This is a genomic window from Corynebacterium sp. LK26 (assembly GCF_014335085.1).
GTDB lineage: Bacteria > Actinomycetota > Actinomycetes > Mycobacteriales > Mycobacteriaceae > Corynebacterium > Corynebacterium jeikeium_D.
In genome coordinates this window covers 158,921-176,381 of sequence record NZ_PDHB01000018.1, presented here as the reverse complement: position 1 = coordinate 176,381, position 17,461 = coordinate 158,921, and the positions used below count along the sequence as shown (strand labels likewise).

Here is a 17,461-nt window from a genome sequence, read left to right as displayed (position 1 = left end):
CCCTCACACTGCAGCATATAGGTAGTCTCGAAAGCGTAATTTTATTCGGATTGGCATGAAGGACTGTGATGACAAACTCGCATGTTCCCTGCTCCTCGTCGAGCTCATCGGCGACGAACACGGATGCACAAAAGCGCTCAGCAATTGTCGTTGTCGCCTCTACCCGCGCCGCTGCCGGAGAATACGAAGATAAAACGGGAACCGTGCTGGTGGATTTCCTTCGAGACAAAGGCTTTTCCACGCCAGCGCCAGTGGTCGTGGCCGACGCCGACATCGCAGATACTGTGACTGAACTGCTGCAATCCGCCGATGCTGCACCAGATGTGTTGCTTACCACTGGTGGAACGGGCGTCACCCCGGACGATCAGACTGTGGAGGCCGTCGCTCCTCATATCACGAAAGAAATGCCGGGAATTTCCTACGCTTTTTGGGCGCGCGGATTGGAATCGACACCAACTGCAATTCTTTCCCGCTGCGTGGCAGGCATTGCCGACTCCACATTTGTAATGACATTGCCGGGCTCTTCGGGAGCGGTAAAAGACGGAATTGCCGTGCTGAGCCCCATTGTCCACCACATTGTTGATCTTGCTCACCGAGGAACCGGATAGCGCTATGAACACCCACAATTCTGGCTGCATTCTCGATGTCGTTTTACACGACGACGCCCTGGAACCACTTGCAGCGGCTACCAAAAAGCAGATTGTCACTGATGAAATGGGCGCGCTAGTTACTTTCGATGGCATTGTTCGCAATCATGACAATGGCCATAGCGTGGAATCGCTGACTTATACCGCGCACCCAGATGCACAGAAATTTATGGCTGAAGTCGTCCAATTCGTCGCTGTTGATTTCCCCGACGTACGCCTGTGGGTAGCTCATCGCACTGGCAAACTGGCAATTGGCGAATTAGCATTTTGTGTCCTGGCCGCATCTGCGCACCGCGAAAATGCATTCCGCGCCTGCAGCAGAATCGCCGACCGCGTCAAAGCCGAAGTGCCCATTTGGAAGGAGCAAGTGCTTGTCGACGGACGCTCCACCTGGGTCGGCCTCGATGAGAACATCACTTCATAGATTGCGGACTCTCAGTGAACCGTTATGACGAATTCTGAACTTTCCAGCTCTGACCTGGCACTTTCTGACAGATATCGCCGCCAGTTATCGCTTCCGAGTTTCGGGCTGAGCGCGCAAAAAGCCTTGGCCGAGGCCCATGTGCTGTGCATTGGTGCAGGTGGCCTCGGCTCACCTGCGCTGCAATATCTCGCAGCTGCGGGAATTGGCCACATCACAATTGTCGACGATGACGTGGTGGAACTGAGTAATCTGCATCGCCAGATTATTCACACCACCGACGATATTGGGAAGAATAAGGTCAATTCGGCTAGCGCACATATTGCGGCAATTAATCCGGACACGGTGGTTGAAACGCATTCTCGCCGCCTGGACTGGGAATTTGCCGTGGAATTGTGCGCTCGCGCAGACGTGGTTTTTGATGGCAGCGATAACTTCGCTACTCGCCATATTGTCTCCGCCGCGTGCGCACAGAATGAGATTCCGCATGTGTGGGGCTCGATTCTCGGATTCGATGCGCAAATGTCCGTTTTCTGGGCGGGACGTGGCCCCATTTATGAAGACCTCTATCCTCATCCGCCGGCAGCAGGACAAGTTCCCAACTGTGCTCAAGCCGGTGTTTTGGGCCCGACTGTGGGAATTGTCGGCACGACAATGGCCCTGGAGGTCATCAAAATTATCAGCGGTGTTGGCGCACCGATGATTGGAAAAGTCGGCTATTTCGATGGCTTACTTTCGAACTGGCGGTACTTCCCTCTTGCGGCTAATCCGGAGGTCACAACCAAGGTGCAACACACGGGGCCAGTCACACACGAGATTCCCAGTGTTCGCGACGCAGCCGAGGCACTGGCCACGGGCCTGCCACTCATTGATGTCCGCGAACCAGAGGAATTTGCCGAAGGGCACCTCGAAGGTGCGCGCAATATTCCGCTCAGCACAATTCGCGCAGATGAAGAATACAAACTGCCAAGCCCCGCCCTTGTCTACTGCGCATCGGGAATGCGGTCGGCAGTAGCAATTGAACTTATGACGCAACGTGGAGTTACCGGAATACTCAATGTGAGAGGAGGAATACTGTGACGGAATCTGCAAATGCATCCGCCTCAACAAATGCGGTCGAACCGATGACGGATAAATTCGGGCGGACTATTCGTGACCTTCGCTTCTCACTTACTGATCGCTGTAATTTGCGCTGTGTTTATTGCATGCCGGAAGAAGGCGCAGATTGGATTAACCGGGACGATATCCTCACCGACGAGGAAATAATCCGTCTGATTCGGATTGCCACCTCGCGTCTCGGCATCACCATGGTGCGGTTTACCGGCGGTGAACCGCTACTTCGCAAATCGCTGGAAAAGCTCATCGCAGCGACACCAGTCTCTACCGCAATTACCACTAACGGGCTCGGCCTGGTTCACCGCGCGCAGTCGCTGAAAGATGCTGGTCTGGACCGCGTCACGGTATCGCTGGACTCGGTAAATCCAGAGGTATTCTCTTCGCTGACCAGGCGCGATCGGCTTGACGACGTTCTCGCGGGCCTCGATGCCGCAGTTGCAGCCGGGTTGCAGCCCGTGAAGGTAAATTCCGTCGTCATGCCAGGCGTTAATGATGGCGCCGAGCTTAAAGAGCTGGCCAATTATTGCCTGGCTAAGGGGCTAGAGCTGCGTTTTATTGAACAAATGCCGCTTGGCCCACCGGCGCGGTGGAATCGCGACATTATGGTCAAGCGCGAAAATATTTTGGCGACGCTGGAGTCAGAGTTTGAGCTTTCCCCAGCGGAAACTCCGCGGGGTTCCGCGCCGGCGGAAGTTTGGCGGGCAACCAGCCGCAAGAATTCCGAGCTCAACGGAAAAATCGGCGTCATCGCATCTGTGACACAGCCATTTTGTGGAAATTGTGACCGCACACGCATTACTGCGGATGGTGCTGTTAGAAATTGTCTTTTTGCCAATTCGGAGGTGTCACTGCGCGATGTCATGCGCGCGGGCGGCACGGATGATGAGGTTATTGCCGCATGGCGCCAGAATACGTGGGCGAAACTGCCAGGTCATGGCATTGATGAGCCCGGATTCTTGCAGCCCAAGCGAAATATGTCAGCAATCGGAGGTTAATCAGTGAAGCCCATCGAAGAGTATTTGCGTGACGTGGTCTCCCATTGCCCGCCACGTGCAACTGTCACACTCCCCATTGCTGATGCGGCCGGATTGGTGCTGGCCGAAGATGCCATCGCTGGCCTTCCGGTTCCGCCATTTTCCAATTCGGCAATGGACGGCTACCTGGTGAATAAAGCCGATTTGGCTGGTGAGGGACCGTGGATTCTGCCGGTATCAGGTGATACTCCCGCAGGTGATGCGCCAAAGCCGGTTGCTGCCGGCACCGCGCAGCGCATTATGACTGGCGCCCCCGTCGTTGATGGCGCTGACCTTGCTGTAATTCCGGTGGAAGACACCAATGTTGCGCCAGGTCCGGTACCACTGCCGAGCGAAATTACTGTTCATTCCTACAATCCCGAGCGCGATCACATTCGTCGTCGAGGTACGAATATTGCGCCGGGTGCGATGACGGCTCCAGCCGGTACCGTCATCGATGCCGGGACCACAGCTGCTCTTATCTCTACAGGTGTGAAGAACGTACAGGTCGTCGCGCCGCTTCGCATTGCCGTGATCAGCACTGGTGATGAGGTGGTGTCGCCAACGGCAGACCTGCAGGCTGGTCAGTTGCCGGATTCCAACTTGCCGATGATTGCGCAGTTGTGCACCCAGCACATTCCTTCCCCGCTGGCCCCGACTGTCGCACACTGCTCGGATGACCCCGAGGTTTTCGCCGAGCTACTCGATCAGCTTTCCGCCGACCATGACCTCATCATTACAACTGGTGGCATCTCAGTCGGCGCATTTGATGTCACTCGTGATGCCGGCGAAAAGCGCGACATTTGGTTTGGCCCCATCAATATGAAGCCGGGCAAACCGCAAGGTGTCGGCCAGTGGAATGACACAGTGCTGCTCTGCCTACCAGGTAATCCTGTTGCCGCTTGGGTGAGCTTTCAGCTTTTCTGCAAACCTGCAATCGATGCCCTGCGTGGATTGGCGCCGGCAACTTCACTGTTCGATCGCCCATTTGTGGACGCCACCGCCGGTGCAGACTTCCCCATTCCACGCCCATTCGGCCGCAATGTCGCGGTCCCAGTTCGCATGAGCTACTCCGCTGACGGTGCCGTAGCGACACCGTATTCCGGCACGACTCTCGGATCTCATTTCGTCGGCTCGCTTGCCTCACTCGATGGGCTCTGTCTGATCAACCAGGAAGACCAGCTGCACACTGGCGACACCGTCCGCGTCCTCCTCGCCTAAACCTTTTACAATTTTCTGACAGGAATTCCTCACCATGACCGACAGCACCAACCTCACCGCCCCTGCCCTCACCCACCTCGACTCCCGCGGGGAGGCACACATGGTCGACGTCACAGAGAAAAAGCCGACCATCCGCACCGCCACCGCCATCGGCGAAGTTGCCTGCTCGCCCGAGATTCTCCGTGCGCTTAACGACGGCTCCGTTCCCAAGGGAGACGTTCTGGCAGTTGCTCGCATTGCGGGTATTTCCGGCGCAAAAAAGGTACCCGAATTGCTGCCACTGGCACACACCATCGGTGTTCATGGCTGCTCAGTGGACCTGGATATTTGCGAAGACCACGTCGCTATCAAGGCCACGGTTCGTACGGCTGATCGCACGGGTGTGGAGATGGAGGCGCTAACGGCTGTCTCCATTGCCGCGCTCAATGTCATTGACATGGTCAAAGGCGTTGACCGCTCGGCGTACATCCGCAAGTGCGGCATTGTCGCCAAGTCGGGTGGTCGCTCCGGCGACTGGTCGCGGACGCTGTAGCGAGAGCACCATGCCAGGCACCGAATCATTCGCGACACCCGAGACGGGTTTTCGTTGCGATGCCATTGTCCTTGCCGGTGGCGAGAGCCGTCGCATGGGCACAGATAAGGCGCAAGTTCGCATTGGAGAGCACAGAATGATTGACCTCTGCCTGGCTGAACTTCAGACTCAGCCGACCGTAGGCCGTGTTGTGGTGGTTACGCCAAGCGATTTATCCGTTCCGCCTTCTGTGCGCGTAACGTGCGAAAACCCACCATATGGAGGCCCGGTTGCAGGCATTGAAGCTGGCTTGGCATTCCTGGAAGATGCGGATGCTGACACCTTCAGTGCTGAAAACGAGTTTGTGTTTGTCACCGCTGTGGACGCGCCTTTTACCTCATGCCTGTTAGAGGTGCTGTGGCACAAATGGCAACAGATTGCCTTAGAGGTAGAAACGACGTCGCAAAGCACTGGTGTCGTAGTCGTCGACGGTGAACCGCTTTGTGCGCTGTGGCGGAAGGGCGAGCTGGCGCGTGCGCTTCGACTGCTTCCGAGTACTCGCGATGTGTCGGTTCGACGGCTGATTCGTGGGGCGTCGGCAAAACATATCCAGCTGACCAGCGCCGAGCAGCATTGGTGCGCGCAAGACTACGACACGCCAGCGGATGTGGCTCAGTTGCGCGCGAAACTACTCGGCGATGTTGCAACTGAGTAGAATACTTGCGGCAGTCTAGTCAGTTTCATCGAGCTGGTCGAAGATTGGCTCTAGCAGCGGAATGACTACGCCGAGCGTGTCCTTGATACCGCCGCTGCTGCTTGGGCAATTGACAATGAGTTTTCCGGTATCGGTGGTGCCGATGACCGCACGCGAAAGGCCCGCGCGAGACGTGTTCTCCAGGCCGACCAGCAGAATCTGTGTTTCCAGTCCGGTCAGTTCTTTGTTGATGAATTCCTTGGTGACATCGGGGACTCGATTGGCGGCGCGCAGTCCCGTTCCGCCAAGAGTGAGGATTACTCGGGCCTGCGAATTGAGCGCCTCGGTCAATGCTGCACGGAACTTCTCCTCATCTTCTTCGATGACCGCGTAACTCACGACATTGAGAGGATAGTCCGATATACGCGAGGCGAATTTATCTGTTCTTTCCCCGCTTTTAATGCGATCATCATAGACAATTACCGCGGTATTGAATTGCTCTCCACTCTGACCTGCTGCACTGGACTCATGCATCGCTAACCCCTTTCGAGCAACGTTCAATCTTTTCAACTGCTCTTAATTGTGCTCAATAACAGAAGATGCCCCATAAGGGCATGAAAATACACACCCCCGTTAGTAGGCAGAAAACCTTTGCTGAACTGGGTTTCTAGTGTCAGACTTAATTATGTAATTAAGTTTGCAACCCCTGGACTATAATGAATATTCTAGATGCGCATTACATTATTTTTCTATTTTTACACCTAGATTCCTTACGTTCCTCAATACAAAAACGATGCATTTACGCAACAACTTTGTTGTTTAATTCTTCAATTTCTCCATTCTTCACTTCGACAAGGAAGAGGTAAGGAAAATTTCTACACCAAATGCGGCCGCAGAGCTGGAACCTCTGGACACAAGCGGCAAAGTCATCAAGGGATGGGATCCCGAAAATCCAGCACACTGGGATTCCAAAATTGCGTGGAAGACGCTAACGATTTCCACCATCGCGCTGATCATCGGCTTTGCGACCTGGTACCTGGTCTCCGCAATCGCGCCGATGCTCAACCGGATCGGTTTCGACCTCACCGCTGGCCAGCTGTATTGGCTGACATCTATTGCCGGCCTATCCTGCGGTCTTTTCCGCCTGGTGTTCATGTTCTTGCCGCCGATTATCGGTACGCGCAAGCTGGTCACCTTGTCGTCGTTCCTTTTCGTCATTCCGATGCTGGGCTGGTATTTCGCGGTTCAGAACACTGACACTCCGTACTGGTGGTTGCTGACGCTGTCCTTCCTCTCCGGTATCGGCGGCGGTGTTTTCTCCGGCTTCATGCCATCAACCGGTTACTTCTTCCCCAAGAGGATGTCCGGTACTGCTCTGGGTATTCAGGCGGGTATCGGTAACTTCGGTATTTCGCTGATTCAGCTGGTCGGCCCATGGCTGATGGGCTTCAGCCTGCTTGGCCTGGGCTTTGTCGCACCAATGCGCACTGACGAAGGCCACGACGTATTCGTCTATAACCCAGCCATTGTCCTGGTTCCCTGGACCATCATCATGGGCATTGTCGCGTGGACAATGCTGAAGGATGTGCCGATTCGCGCGAACTTCCGCGAACAGATTGACATCTTCGGCAACAAGAACACCTGGATTCTCACCATCGTCTACCTGGTAACCTTCGGCGCCTTCTCCGGTTTTGCCGCTCAGCTGGCGCTACTGACCAATGATGTCTTCGGTGCTAACTCCAAGTTCGCTGAAACCTATGCCCTGGCCGATCTGCCACAGGGCGCCAAGTACGCCTTCCTTGGCCCGCTGATTGGTGCTCTCGTCCGCGCCCTCTGGGGTCCGCTGTGTGACAAGTACGGTGGCGCAATCTGGACCTTCATTGGTTGTGCGGGCATGACCATCTTCACCGGTGTCGCTGCTATCTTCCTGACCCCGGACAGCCCCGATGAGTACGGCTGGTTCCTGGGCTCGATGCTGATCATGTTCTTCTTCACTGGTCTGGGTAACGCCGGCACCTTCAAGCAGATGCCGATGATTCTGCCGAGGCGTCAGGCTGGCGGCGTCATTGGCTGGACCGGCGCGATCGGCGCCTTTGGCCCGTTCATCGTCGGTGTGCTGCTCTCCGTGATGGCTCCGGTGGCTTTCTTCTGGGGCTGCGTGGTCTTCTTCGCTTTCACGACCGTGCTGGTGTGGATCTACTACGCCCGCCCGAACGCTCCGTTCCCCGGTTAATTACTAATTAGGAAAACTCTCATGGCACAAGATTCCTCCCCATCTCACGCCGGTTCTGGCTCTAACCAGGCCAACTCGCTGCTGCGTTTTGGCAGCTTCCTCCGCAAGGGCGAAGTCTCTGAGTCCGGTCAGCAACTGTTCCTCCAAGGTGGCCGCGGCGCCGATGAGTTCTACCGCAACCGCTGGTCCTTCGACAAGATGGTTCGTTCCACCCACGGTGTGAACTGCACGGGTTCCTGCTCGTGGAAGGTCTATGTCAAAGACGGTGTTATTACGTGGGAGTCACAGGCAGTTGACTACCCCACCACTGGCCCTGATATGCCGGAGTACGAACCCCGCGGCTGCCCGCGTGGTGCATCGTTTTCCTGGTACACCTACTCGCCGACGCGCATTCGTTACCCATACGCGCGCGGTGTGCTGGTAGAGATGTTCCGCGATGCAAAGGAAAAGCTCGGCGACCCAGTGCTGGCCTGGCGTTCCATTGTGGAAGACCCGATGAAGCGCAAGAGCTACGTCAGCCAGCGCGGCAAGGGCGGCCTCATCCGCATTCCGTATGAGGAAGCAATTGAAATGGCCGCCGCTGCCCACGTCTACACCATTCGCCAGTACGGCCCGGACCGCATTGCCGGTTTCACCGTAATTCCGGCTATGTCGCAGGTCTCCTACGGCGCAGGTACTCGCTTCCTGCAGATGATTGGTGGCGTCGCACTGTCCTTCTACGACTGGTACGCCGACCTGCCACCGGCATCGCCACAGACTTTCGGCGACCAGACCGACGTTCCAGAGTCCGGTGACTGGTTCAACTCCAGCTACCTGATGATGTGGGGCTCGAACATTCCGGTTACCCGTACTCCGGATAGCCACTTCATGGTCGAGACTCGCTACAACGGCACCAAGGTTGTCGTCGTCAGCCCTGACTTCGCTGATAACACCAAATTCGCCGACGAGTGGATGCGCATCAACCCAGGTACCGACGGCGCACTGGCCTTCGCCATGGGACATGTCATTTTGAAGTCCTTCCACGTCGAGCAGAAGACGCCATACTTCCTCGACTACATGCGCAAGTACACCGATGCCCCATTCCTAGTCGAGCTCGACGCGCGTGACGACGGCACCTTCGTACCCGGTAAGTTCCTCACCGCATCCAATATCGAGGAAGCGGCTCTGCACGATTCGCAGAATGCAACGCACCGTCTGCTGATGATGGAAGCCGACGGCAAGGTCGTTGACCCAGGCGGAACTCTCGCTGACCGCTACGGCGAAGATGGCGAGGGCAAGTGGAACCTCCGCCTGGACAACGTCGACCCGGTGATGTCCGTTGCAGACGTCACTGACGGCTTCGAACCGGTCGAAGTGGTTTTCCCGCGCTTTGACCTGCCAGGCCTTGGCGAATCCGAGGAAAATGGCCCAATCGGTGCCGGAATTGTTCACCGAGGTGTCCCCGCCCGGCGCGTCGGCAAGCGTCTTGTCACCACGGTCTACGACATCATGCTGGCGCACTACGCCGTAAACCGCGAAGAGCTGAATCTGCCTGGTCAGTGGCCGGCGGACTTCAAGGATGCCTCCGTGCCGGGTACTCCGGCATGGCAGGAGGAGCTCACTGGCGTCCCAGCAAACGCTGCAATCCGTATTGCGCGTGAGTTCGCGCAGAATGCTGCTGACTCTGGCGGCCGTAGCCAGATCATCATGGGCGCTGGCGTCAACCACTTCTTCCATGCCGACAGCATCTACCGCACCTTCCTGGCGCTGACCTCCATGTGTGGCACGCAGGGCATTAACGGTGGCGGTTGGGCTCACTACGTCGGCCAGGAAAAGCTGCGTCCAATGAATGGCTGGGCACAGTACGCATTCGCCCTGGACTGGCAGCGACCACCACGTCAGATGATTACCACGGGTTTCTACTATCTGACCACCGACCAGTGGCGTTATGACAACACTCGCGCTAATCGCTTGGCCTCGCCGCTGGCTAATCACGGCGCTGTGGACGACAAGTTCACGTCTGAGACCCTGGTCGAGGCCATGAAGCGCGGCTGGATGCCCGCATACCCGCAGTTCGACCGCAATCCGCTGCTGCTTGCCGACGAGGCGAAGGCCAAGGGCATGGCCGTCTCGGATTACATCGTCGATGAATTGCAGTTCGGACGGATGAAGTTTGCAGCTGAAGATCCGGATAACCCGGTGAACTTCCCGCGTATCCTGCTCAACTGGCGTACCAACCTTATGGGTTCGTCGGCAAAGGGCACGGAGTTCTTCCTGCGTCACATGCTCGGTGTGGATTCCGATGCCACGGCAACGGAGCTGCCAGAAGGCGAGCGTCCAGCCTCTATTATCTGGCGTGACCAGGCACCTGAGGGCAAGCTCGACCTGATGCTGACGACGGATTTCCGCAATACCTCAACCACGCTGGTCTCCGACATTATTCTGCCGGCGGCTACCTGGTATGAGAAGCACGATCTGTCGACAACGGATATGCACCCGTTTATCCACTCCTTCAACGCGGCAATCAACCCACCGTGGGAGGCCCGCAGTGACTTCGAGGTCTTCCGCGACCTGTCGGCTTCACTGTCGGCCATGTCGGAAAAGTGGCTGGGCACACAGACGGATGTCATCACTGCCCCACTTGGCCACGACAGCCCTGACGAGCTGAACATGCCAAACGGCATTGTCCCGGACGTGGATACTGAGGGACTTGTGCCGGGCAAGACCATGGCCAAGCTCATTCCAGTTGAGCGCGACTACACCAAGGTCTACGAGAAGTGGACACACTTTGGCCCCTTGACGGAAAAGGCTGGTACAGGCACACACGGCACGGCGTACGACGTATCCAAGCAGGCCAAGGAATTGGCCATTATCAACGGCACGTCGATGACGGAGTCGGCTGGTAAACGACCAAAGCTGGACTCGGCCATCAAGGCTGCAGAGATGATTCTGCATCTCTCCGGTGTCTCCAATGGTGAGGTCGCCCTCGAGGGCTTCCGCAACCAGGGCAAGCGCGTCGGTGCAGATATGACCGACCTGGTCAGTGGCTCCGAGCAGACCCACATCAAGTGGGACTCGGTGAAGGAGCGCCCAACGGAGGTCATCACATCGCCGGAGTGGACGGGCATCAAGAAGGACGGTAAGCGCTACACCGCGTTTTCCATCAACTTGGCCTACGACAAGCCGTGGCACACGCTGTCCGGTCGTATGCACTACTACCTCGACCACGACTGGTTCCTGGACTACGGCGAGGCGCTACCGATTTACCGCCCGCCGCTCGACCGTCTCCACCTCAATGGTGAGGTTGGCCCAGGTGAGCTGCTAACTGGTGAATCCGGCGATCCAGAGGTCACAGTTCGCTACCTGACGCCACACAATAAGTGGTCGATTCACTCGCAGTACTTCGACAACCTGCACATGCTGTCGATTTCGCGTGGTGGCCAGGTTGTCTGGATGTCCGCCGAGGACGCCGAGAAGATCGGTGTGGCCGACAATGACTGGATTGAGCTCTACAACCGCAATGGTGTGGTCTCAGCACGCGCGATTGTCACGCACCGTATCCCTGAGGGAACGGCCATTATGAACCACGCGCAGGAGCGCACCACTGGTACACCCCTCAATGAGCGCACAGGTCGCCGCGGCGGTACTCACAACTCGCTGACTCGAATCATGATCAAGCCTTTGCATGTGGCCGGCGGCTACGGGCACATCACCTACGGCTTCAACTACATCGGTCCAACCGGTAATAACCGCGATGAGGTAACCCGCATTCGTCGTCGCAGCCAGGAGGTTAAATTCTAATGCGCGTCATGGCACAAATCGCGATGGTCATGAACCTGGACAAGTGCATCGGCTGTCACACTTGTTCTGTGACCTGTAAGCAGGCATGGACCAACCGCGAGGGCACTGAATACATTTGGTTTAACAATGTGGAGACCCGCCCTGGCGTCGGCTACCCACGCACCTGGGAAGACCAGGAAAAGTGGAAGGGCGGCTGGGAACGCACCAGCAATGGCAAGCTCAAGCCCAAGGCCGGTGGTCGCTTGAAGAAGCTGGCCACTATCTTCCACAACCCACTGCTGCCGGGCATCGAAGATTACTACGAGCCCTGGTCCTACGAGTACGACAAGTTGCTGTCGGCACCGCGTGGCCAGAAGACTCAGCCGACTGCGCGCCCAGTTTCACAGCTGGATGGCCGTCCCATTGATACCGTCAAGTGGTCATCGAACTGGGATGACAACCTCGGTGGTTCGACTGCAACGATGGACAGCGACCCAACGCTGCAGCAGATGAACTTGGAGGTCAAGAAGGATATTGAAGATACCTTCATGTTCTACTTGCCTCGCATCTGTGAACACTGCTTGAACCCGACCTGTGTGTCCTCCTGCCCATCGGGCGCGATGTACAAGCGTACGGAAGACGGCATTGTTCTGGTCGACCAGGACCGCTGCCGCGGTTGGCGCATGTGTGTCTCCGGTTGCCCGTACAAGAAGGTCTACTTCAACCACAAGACCGGCAAGGCAGAAAAGTGCACGCTATGCTACCCGCGTATTGAGGTCGGTCAGCCAACCGTGTGCTCGGAAACCTGCGTCGGCAGGCTGCGTTACCTCGGCGTCATCTTCTACGATGCTGACCGCGTGGCTGAAGCCGCATCAGTGGAAGACCCACAGGATCTGTATGAAGCACAGCGCAGTCTGCTGCTCGACCCACACGATCCTGAGGTCATCGAGGCTGCTCACAAGCAGGAAATCCCAGCATCGTGGATTGCAGCCGCGCAGGAGTCGCCGATTTATGACCTAATCTTTACCTACGGTCTGGCACTGCCGCTGCACCCGGAGTACCGTACCCTGCCAATGGTCTGGTACATCCCGCCGCTGTCCCCGATTGTCGACACCATTACCGCGTCTGGCATCGACGGCGAAGACCACAAGGTGCTGCTGACCACCTTGGCCAATATGCGAATTCCGCTGGAATACCTGGCGGGAATCTTCACGGCTGGTGATACTCGACCGGTGGAACTCTCGTTGCGTCGTCTAGCGGCGATGCGCAGCTACATGCGAGACATCAACCTCGGGCGAGAACCGCAGGAGGAGATTGCGCAGTCCGTCGGCATGACGGGTGAGGATCTGTACAACATGTACCGTCTGCTCGCAATCGCCAAGTACGACGACCGCTATGTCATTCCGACAACCTCGCCAGAGACGCCTCGTGGCATCGCATCGCTCGATCCATTCGGCGACAGCACCCCGGAGAAGCTGATGAATCAGTTCCGCGATTTGGGTCCGGGCGAAGGTGCACCGGAGGCATGTGGTTCCGGTTGCGGCACGGGCAGTGGCGATACGCGCAAGGTTTCTCTGGTGTCGTGGGGCGATGAGGGGCCGCAGGCCATGTTTAAGAAGCCGAACGGATAGACCATGGCCAAACGTAATTTTCTCGGACGTATCCCCGATCAGTTCGTACAGTCAGTGCCGCTGACCAACCAGCAGCGCCAACTGCTGTACATGGCGTGCTCACTGCTGTTGGACTACCCACATGAGAATGCTGAACAGCGGTGGGAGGCGGTCGCACGGGAGCTGCCTGCACTTCCGGCAGAGGTCGGCGACGAGCTCAGTGCATTTTTGACGGAAGCTGCCGAGATGCCGCTTCAAAAGCTGCAGGCTCACTATGTGGAGACCTTCGATCAGCGCCGTCGGTGCTCGATGAACCTGTCGTACTACTCCGTCGGCGATACACGTCAGCGCGGTGTAGCGCTCCTTGCCTTCAAGGAGCAACTGGCTGCACTGGGCTTTGAGCAGGAGCGCGAAGAGCTCCCAGACCACCTCTGCGTGGTACTGGAGGCCGGCGCGCTTGCCGACGACGTTGGTCACCGCATCGTGACAGAGATGCTCGCTTCCCATCGAGACGGTCTGGAGGTTCTGCGAACCGCGCTGAATGATATCTCCCCCATGTACGCGCACGTGGTGACGGCGCTGTGCATGTCATTGCCAGAAATCGATCAGGAAACTATCGACGCCTACATCAATCTCATCCGCACAGGTCCCCCGGCTGAACTCGTTGGTCTTGGGACTCCGCTGCCGCACGTCGGCATGCAAGAAACTCAAAGGATTTAAGTCATGAATAACTTCGAGCTGTTCCTCTGGACAGCCTTTCCATGGCTGGCCGTCAGCGCGTTCGTCATCGGCATCATCTGGCGTTGGCGCACAGACCAATTCGGCTGGACCAGCCACTCATCGCAGATTTATGAATCAAAGATGCTGCGGCTGTCATCGCCGTTGTTCCACTGGGGCATGATGTTCGTCATCATTGGACACCTGATGGGCTTGGCAATTCCGAAATCGTGGACTCGCGCCATGGGCATCTCAGATGGTTTCTACCACCTGATTGCTACGATCCCCGGCACGATTGCCGCAGCCGCCGTGGTGTTGGGACTGGCGGGGCTCATCTACCGACGTGTTGTCAACCGCACGGTTTTCTTGGCAACGTCCACGTCCGACAAGGTGATGTACTTGCTGCTGGCCCTGGCAATTCTGTCGGGCACTATCGCGACGGTGTCGCTGCAGGTATTCGGCGGTCCGCATGGCTACGACTACCGCGAAACTATTTCGCCGTGGCTGCGTGGAATCATGATTTTCAATGCCCAGCCTGAGCTGATGGCCGATGTGCCATGGCAGTTTAAGCTGCACGTCCTGGCTGGCTTCACCATCATCGCCGTGTGGCCGTTTACTCGCTTGGTCCACGCATTCTCTGCACCTATCGGCTACACCAACCGCCCCTATGTGGTCTACCGTTCTCGTGATGTCCGCACTCGCCCGGCACGCCGAGAGGTAGCATGGGAACCAATCCGTTCCCACGCGGAGCAGTTGGATCGCCACAGTCGGTAATTCGCCGCTGATGGCCTGATTAAGAAAGTCTGTGTGATGAGCTCGAAGAAGGTTCTGGCAGCCGCCGTCACCATATTGGTCACTAGCGCAGCCTGTGCGCCAGAGACGAGCTCATCGCAGGCTTCCGGAAAAGAGACACTAACGGTCTTCGGAGCCGCATCCACTCGAGTTCTCAATGCTGACCTGCCGCAATCGGCGAGCATTGATACTCACTTGGCGTTCATCAACGGCGGTTCCGGCTCTCTGCTTCAGCAGTTGGAAGATGGTGCTCCCGGCGATGTACTCATCACGGCTGACCGCGCAACCATGGACGAGGCCGTCGAACGAGGTGTCGTGAGCGATCCTGTCAAAGTTGCTTCTAATTCGATGGTGCTCATCGTGCCTAAGGGAAACCCCGCCCACATCACCGGTGCTGACGCGTCCCTGTCCGCAGCGAAGGTTGTCACCTGTGATCGCAAGGTTCCTTGCGGGAAAATCGCTGAGGAACTCATTTCCTCTCTGGGGCTAGATTTCACTCCGGTTAGCCGTGAGAATTCTGTCAGCGATGTCGCAGGTAAGGTGCTGTCTGGCGTGGCGGATGCCGGGTGGGTGTATCGCACCGACGCACAGGCGCTTTCGGATTCTGTCGATGTCTTTGACATCCCGGGAGCGGACAGCCACTCAAACGAAATCATGGCTGCAGTTGTCAACAACAGTGATACAAAAGAAACCGCTCTTTCACTGGTGAAGTATCTCGCCTCCGCTGAGTCTGCGCAGCTGTGGTCACGCCATGGTTTCACGCCAGCCACCGAAACAGCGGAGGACTCCGCGACTCAGTAGTCGATTTTCGTCATTATGCCCACCTCTTTCCGCCCATCGTCTCGCCCGCTGCCAGCCGTCGTCTGGCTCATTGCACTGCTGTGCCCGGTATTTCTGCTGTTTCCCGTCGTCGCACTGCTCTTCGAGGTGCCGTGGTCTCAGTTCTCCAGCATTCTCACTGAGCCTGAGACCATCGATGCACTGAAGATTTCCCTGTGGGCTGGCATGCAGGCGACCCTCATTGCGGTCATCCTGGCGGTTCCTCTCGGCGCAGTCATTCATGCCCTTCCGAAGGGCCAATGGATTGTCCGTCTCCTAGTTTTTCTACCACTGGCGCTGCCTCCGGTTGTCGCAGGTCTTGCGCTCACCAGTGCCACGCGAGCCCTAAATCTTCCGCTGCCATTTACATTTCCGGCGGTCGTGATTGCTCACGTTTTTGTCATTCTCCCTTACGCTGCCATTGCGATTGATACATCCCTAGGCAGTCTCAAACAATCAGTTCTGATTTCCGCGGAGAGCCTCGGCATTCCAACGACCACAATTTTTCGCCGCATCATTCTGCCTGCCATTACTCCTGGAATCCTGTCCGCAGCAGCGCTGTCGTTTGCTCGTTCGCTTGGCGAGTTCGGCACCACCGTCACGTTCGCAGGCACCTACCCAGGAATCACCCGCACGCTGACTTCAAGCATCTATTTGGAGCGGGAGCTTCATCCCGATCGCGCTATTGTGCTCGCTGCATTATTGATTGGGATTTCGCTGATCTTCCTCGTTATCGCGCTACTGCCCTACGCTTTACGACGGCGCCCTGCACCCACGCCCGTACGGCTGGAACCGATGGCCCGCCAGCGCCTGAACCAAATATGTCTTCCTTCTCGCTGCCCGGAGGACCTCGAGGTGCGGTGGCAAGGCCAGACCTACCAGTTCCCAGCGGGGAAAGTAACGGCTGTCATTGGACCGAATGGGTGTGGAAAATCGACTCTTGCCGGACTCATTGCCGGAGCCTTGGAAGGCGCTGATGTTTATGCGGGTACGACGGAGCTTTCCCCGCTCCCGCTTCGGCAGCGCGGAATCGTCATTGTGCCGCAGGATCAATCGCTTCCTCCGACAACGACGCCGCTGGAAGCAATCGCCATGGCACTGCATTCCCGGCCCCATTCCGCATCCGCATCGGCCACTGATAACCGCGAGCGTGCGCAGGAGATTCTGGCCGCGGCGGGTCTTCGGCCGGTTTCCACGACCCCAGTGCCGTCCCTGTCCGGTGGCCAGAATGCGCAGGTTACACTCGCCCGCGCACTAGCGGTGCAGCCAGAGATTTTGGTACTCGATGAACCTTTTGCACCGCTGGATTCGACGAGCCGACAGTCCTGGCAGAACCTCATCGCTGATGGCATTGGCACGCGAACCGTCGTATTCATCACGCACAGTGCTGCAGATGTGGAGAAGCTGGCTGACTGGGTTGTCGTGATGAAAGATGGTGAGCTTACCGTGCAGGGACACCCCTCGCAGCCTGCAATTCGTCACCATTTGGACGGTTTGCATTAGTGCTACAGACACCTTTATCTCGGCATTTGTATGTCTAAAGACGTGTTTAACATCACCCCTCCACTTCCTTTACTTTTCAAAACCAGTTGACAATACTCAACACCACGATTCGTGAGGAAGTCCTCATATTTCCTCGCGGCCGCTAGCCTTTCCGTGTTAATCCCAAGCAAAGAACCAAAGGAGCAATACAGTGTTCGCACCACTTTCCGATGGCCACTTCACCTACTTCCCCAAGCCCGAGCTTGACGAGGTTCTTGCAACCATCGACCGCCGCCCCGTTGCCGCCGGCTACCTCATCGATGGCGATGTCATCACCTCCAACATGGATGCCGCCCGCTACAGCTGGCTGGTCTAAAAAAAGCGCAGACCTGGAAAATTCTGACTTTCTTTTCAAAATCAAAGACA

16 protein-coding genes are annotated in these 17,461 nt (G+C 57.0%); 15 read left to right on the top strand and 1 reads right to left on the bottom strand.

Annotated elements, in window-relative coordinates; all coding sequences use genetic code 11:
• The first annotated feature begins 68 nt into the window (after positions 1-68).
• Genes CRD13_RS10390 through CRD13_RS10360 form a run of 7 tightly spaced genes read left to right on the top strand, consistent with a single transcriptional unit; the run spans position 69 to position 5,644 of the window.
• Positions 69-608, top strand: coding sequence for a MogA/MoaB family molybdenum cofactor biosynthesis protein (locus CRD13_RS10390; protein WP_082149810.1), 540 nt, complete (start codon positions 69-71; stop codon positions 606-608).
• A 4-nt stretch (positions 609-612) separates the two neighbouring features.
• Positions 613-1,071 carry a molybdenum cofactor biosynthesis protein MoaE gene (locus CRD13_RS10385; protein WP_048734744.1) on the top strand — a complete coding sequence of 153 codons (459 nt, stop codon included), beginning with the start codon at positions 613-615 and terminating at the stop codon, positions 1,069-1,071.
• A 24-nt stretch (positions 1,072-1,095) separates the two neighbouring features.
• Positions 1,096-2,148 (top strand): ThiF family adenylyltransferase, encoded by a 1,053-nt coding sequence (locus CRD13_RS10380; protein ID WP_048734747.1) that lies wholly within the window; start codon positions 1,096-1,098, stop codon positions 2,146-2,148.
• 44 nt (positions 2,149-2,192) lie between these two features.
• Positions 2,193-3,179, top strand: coding sequence for a GTP 3',8-cyclase MoaA (gene moaA / locus CRD13_RS10375; RefSeq protein WP_082149819.1), 987 nt, complete (start codon positions 2,193-2,195; stop codon positions 3,177-3,179).
• A gap of 3 nt (positions 3,180-3,182) precedes the next feature.
• Positions 3,183-4,418: a gephyrin-like molybdotransferase Glp gene (gene glp, locus CRD13_RS10370; protein WP_076771859.1), complete on the top strand. Its 1,236-nt coding sequence runs from the start codon at positions 3,183-3,185 to the stop codon at positions 4,416-4,418.
• Positions 4,419-4,452: 34 nt separating this feature from the next.
• Positions 4,453-4,950 (top strand): cyclic pyranopterin monophosphate synthase MoaC, encoded by a 498-nt coding sequence (gene moaC, locus CRD13_RS10365; RefSeq protein ID WP_048734759.1) that lies wholly within the window; start codon positions 4,453-4,455, stop codon positions 4,948-4,950.
• A gap of 10 nt (positions 4,951-4,960) precedes the next feature.
• The gene (locus tag CRD13_RS10360; protein WP_048734762.1) at positions 4,961-5,644 is read left to right on the top strand and encodes a molybdenum cofactor guanylyltransferase; all 684 of its coding nucleotides are present in this window, start codon (positions 4,961-4,963) and stop codon (positions 5,642-5,644) included.
• A 15-nt stretch (positions 5,645-5,659) separates the two neighbouring features.
• On the opposite strand, the gene CRD13_RS10355 is transcribed toward CRD13_RS10360, so the two are convergent.
• On the bottom strand, positions 5,660-6,157 hold the full coding sequence (locus CRD13_RS10355) for a molybdopterin-binding protein (RefSeq protein ID WP_053084350.1): 498 nt from the start codon (positions 6,155-6,157) through the stop codon (positions 5,660-5,662).
• A 364-nt stretch (positions 6,158-6,521) separates the two neighbouring features.
• Here CRD13_RS10355 and CRD13_RS10350 point away from each other — a divergent pair, with 364 nt between their 5' ends.
• From CRD13_RS10350 to CRD13_RS10315, 8 genes are all read left to right on the top strand, one after another.
• Positions 6,522-7,856 (top strand): NarK/NasA family nitrate transporter, encoded by a 1,335-nt coding sequence (locus tag CRD13_RS10350; RefSeq protein ID WP_048734765.1) that lies wholly within the window; start codon positions 6,522-6,524, stop codon positions 7,854-7,856.
• A gap of 21 nt (positions 7,857-7,877) precedes the next feature.
• Positions 7,878-11,636, top strand: a complete 3,759-nt coding sequence (locus CRD13_RS10345) for a nitrate reductase subunit alpha (RefSeq protein WP_076771857.1) — start codon at positions 7,878-7,880, stop codon at positions 11,634-11,636.
• The gene (gene narH / locus CRD13_RS10340; RefSeq protein ID WP_048734769.1) at positions 11,636-13,246 is read left to right on the top strand and encodes a nitrate reductase subunit beta; all 1,611 of its coding nucleotides are present in this window, start codon (positions 11,636-11,638) and stop codon (positions 13,244-13,246) included. The genes CRD13_RS10345 and narH overlap by 1 nt, the downstream gene beginning before the upstream one ends.
• Positions 13,247-13,249: 3 nt before the next feature.
• Positions 13,250-13,945 carry a nitrate reductase molybdenum cofactor assembly chaperone gene (narJ, locus tag CRD13_RS10335; RefSeq protein ID WP_048734772.1) on the top strand — a complete coding sequence of 232 codons (696 nt, stop codon included), beginning with the start codon at positions 13,250-13,252 and terminating at the stop codon, positions 13,943-13,945.
• A 3-nt stretch (positions 13,946-13,948) separates the two neighbouring features.
• Entirely contained in the window at positions 13,949-14,716 is a 768-nt protein-coding gene (gene narI, locus CRD13_RS10330; RefSeq protein ID WP_048734774.1) for a respiratory nitrate reductase subunit gamma, read from the top strand.
• 36 nt (positions 14,717-14,752) lie between these two features.
• Positions 14,753-15,535: a molybdate ABC transporter substrate-binding protein gene (modA, locus tag CRD13_RS10325; protein ID WP_076771855.1), complete on the top strand. Its 783-nt coding sequence runs from the start codon at positions 14,753-14,755 to the stop codon at positions 15,533-15,535.
• A gap of 15 nt (positions 15,536-15,550) precedes the next feature.
• Positions 15,551-17,056 (top strand): ATP-binding cassette domain-containing protein, encoded by a 1,506-nt coding sequence (locus CRD13_RS10320; RefSeq protein WP_048734778.1) that lies wholly within the window; start codon positions 15,551-15,553, stop codon positions 17,054-17,056.
• Positions 17,057-17,246: 190 nt separating this feature from the next.
• Positions 17,247-17,411, top strand: coding sequence for a hypothetical protein (locus CRD13_RS10315; protein ID WP_016422979.1), 165 nt, complete (start codon positions 17,247-17,249; stop codon positions 17,409-17,411).
• Positions 17,412-17,461 lie beyond the last annotated feature (50 nt).

Bases quoted from the DNA above. Each gene is read 5' to 3' on its own strand.
- CRD13_RS10380 (WP_048734747.1), top strand. From the start codon at position 1,096: ATGACGAATTCTGAACTTTCCAGCTCTGACCTGGCACTTTCTGACAGA.
- moaA (WP_082149819.1), top strand. From the start codon at position 2,193: ATGACGGATAAATTCGGGCGGACTATTCGTGACCTTCGCTTCTCACTT.
- CRD13_RS10390 (WP_082149810.1), top strand. From the start codon at position 69: ATGACAAACTCGCATGTTCCCTGCTCCTCGTCGAGCTCATCGGCGACG.
- modA (WP_076771855.1), top strand. From the start codon at position 14,753: ATGAGCTCGAAGAAGGTTCTGGCAGCCGCCGTCACCATATTGGTCACT.
- CRD13_RS10355 (WP_053084350.1), bottom strand. From the start codon at position 6,157: ATGCATGAGTCCAGTGCAGCAGGTCAGAGTGGAGAGCAATTCAATACC.
- CRD13_RS10360 (WP_048734762.1), top strand. From the start codon at position 4,961: ATGCCAGGCACCGAATCATTCGCGACACCCGAGACGGGTTTTCGTTGC.
- CRD13_RS10385 (WP_048734744.1), top strand. From the start codon at position 613: ATGAACACCCACAATTCTGGCTGCATTCTCGATGTCGTTTTACACGAC.
- CRD13_RS10345 (WP_076771857.1), top strand. From the start codon at position 7,878: ATGGCACAAGATTCCTCCCCATCTCACGCCGGTTCTGGCTCTAACCAG.
- narI (WP_048734774.1), top strand. From the start codon at position 13,949: ATGAATAACTTCGAGCTGTTCCTCTGGACAGCCTTTCCATGGCTGGCC.
- CRD13_RS10320 (WP_048734778.1), top strand. From the start codon at position 15,551: ATGCCCACCTCTTTCCGCCCATCGTCTCGCCCGCTGCCAGCCGTCGTC.
- narJ (WP_048734772.1), top strand. From the start codon at position 13,250: ATGGCCAAACGTAATTTTCTCGGACGTATCCCCGATCAGTTCGTACAG.
- moaC (WP_048734759.1), top strand. From the start codon at position 4,453: ATGACCGACAGCACCAACCTCACCGCCCCTGCCCTCACCCACCTCGAC.
- narH (WP_048734769.1), top strand. From the start codon at position 11,636: ATGCGCGTCATGGCACAAATCGCGATGGTCATGAACCTGGACAAGTGC.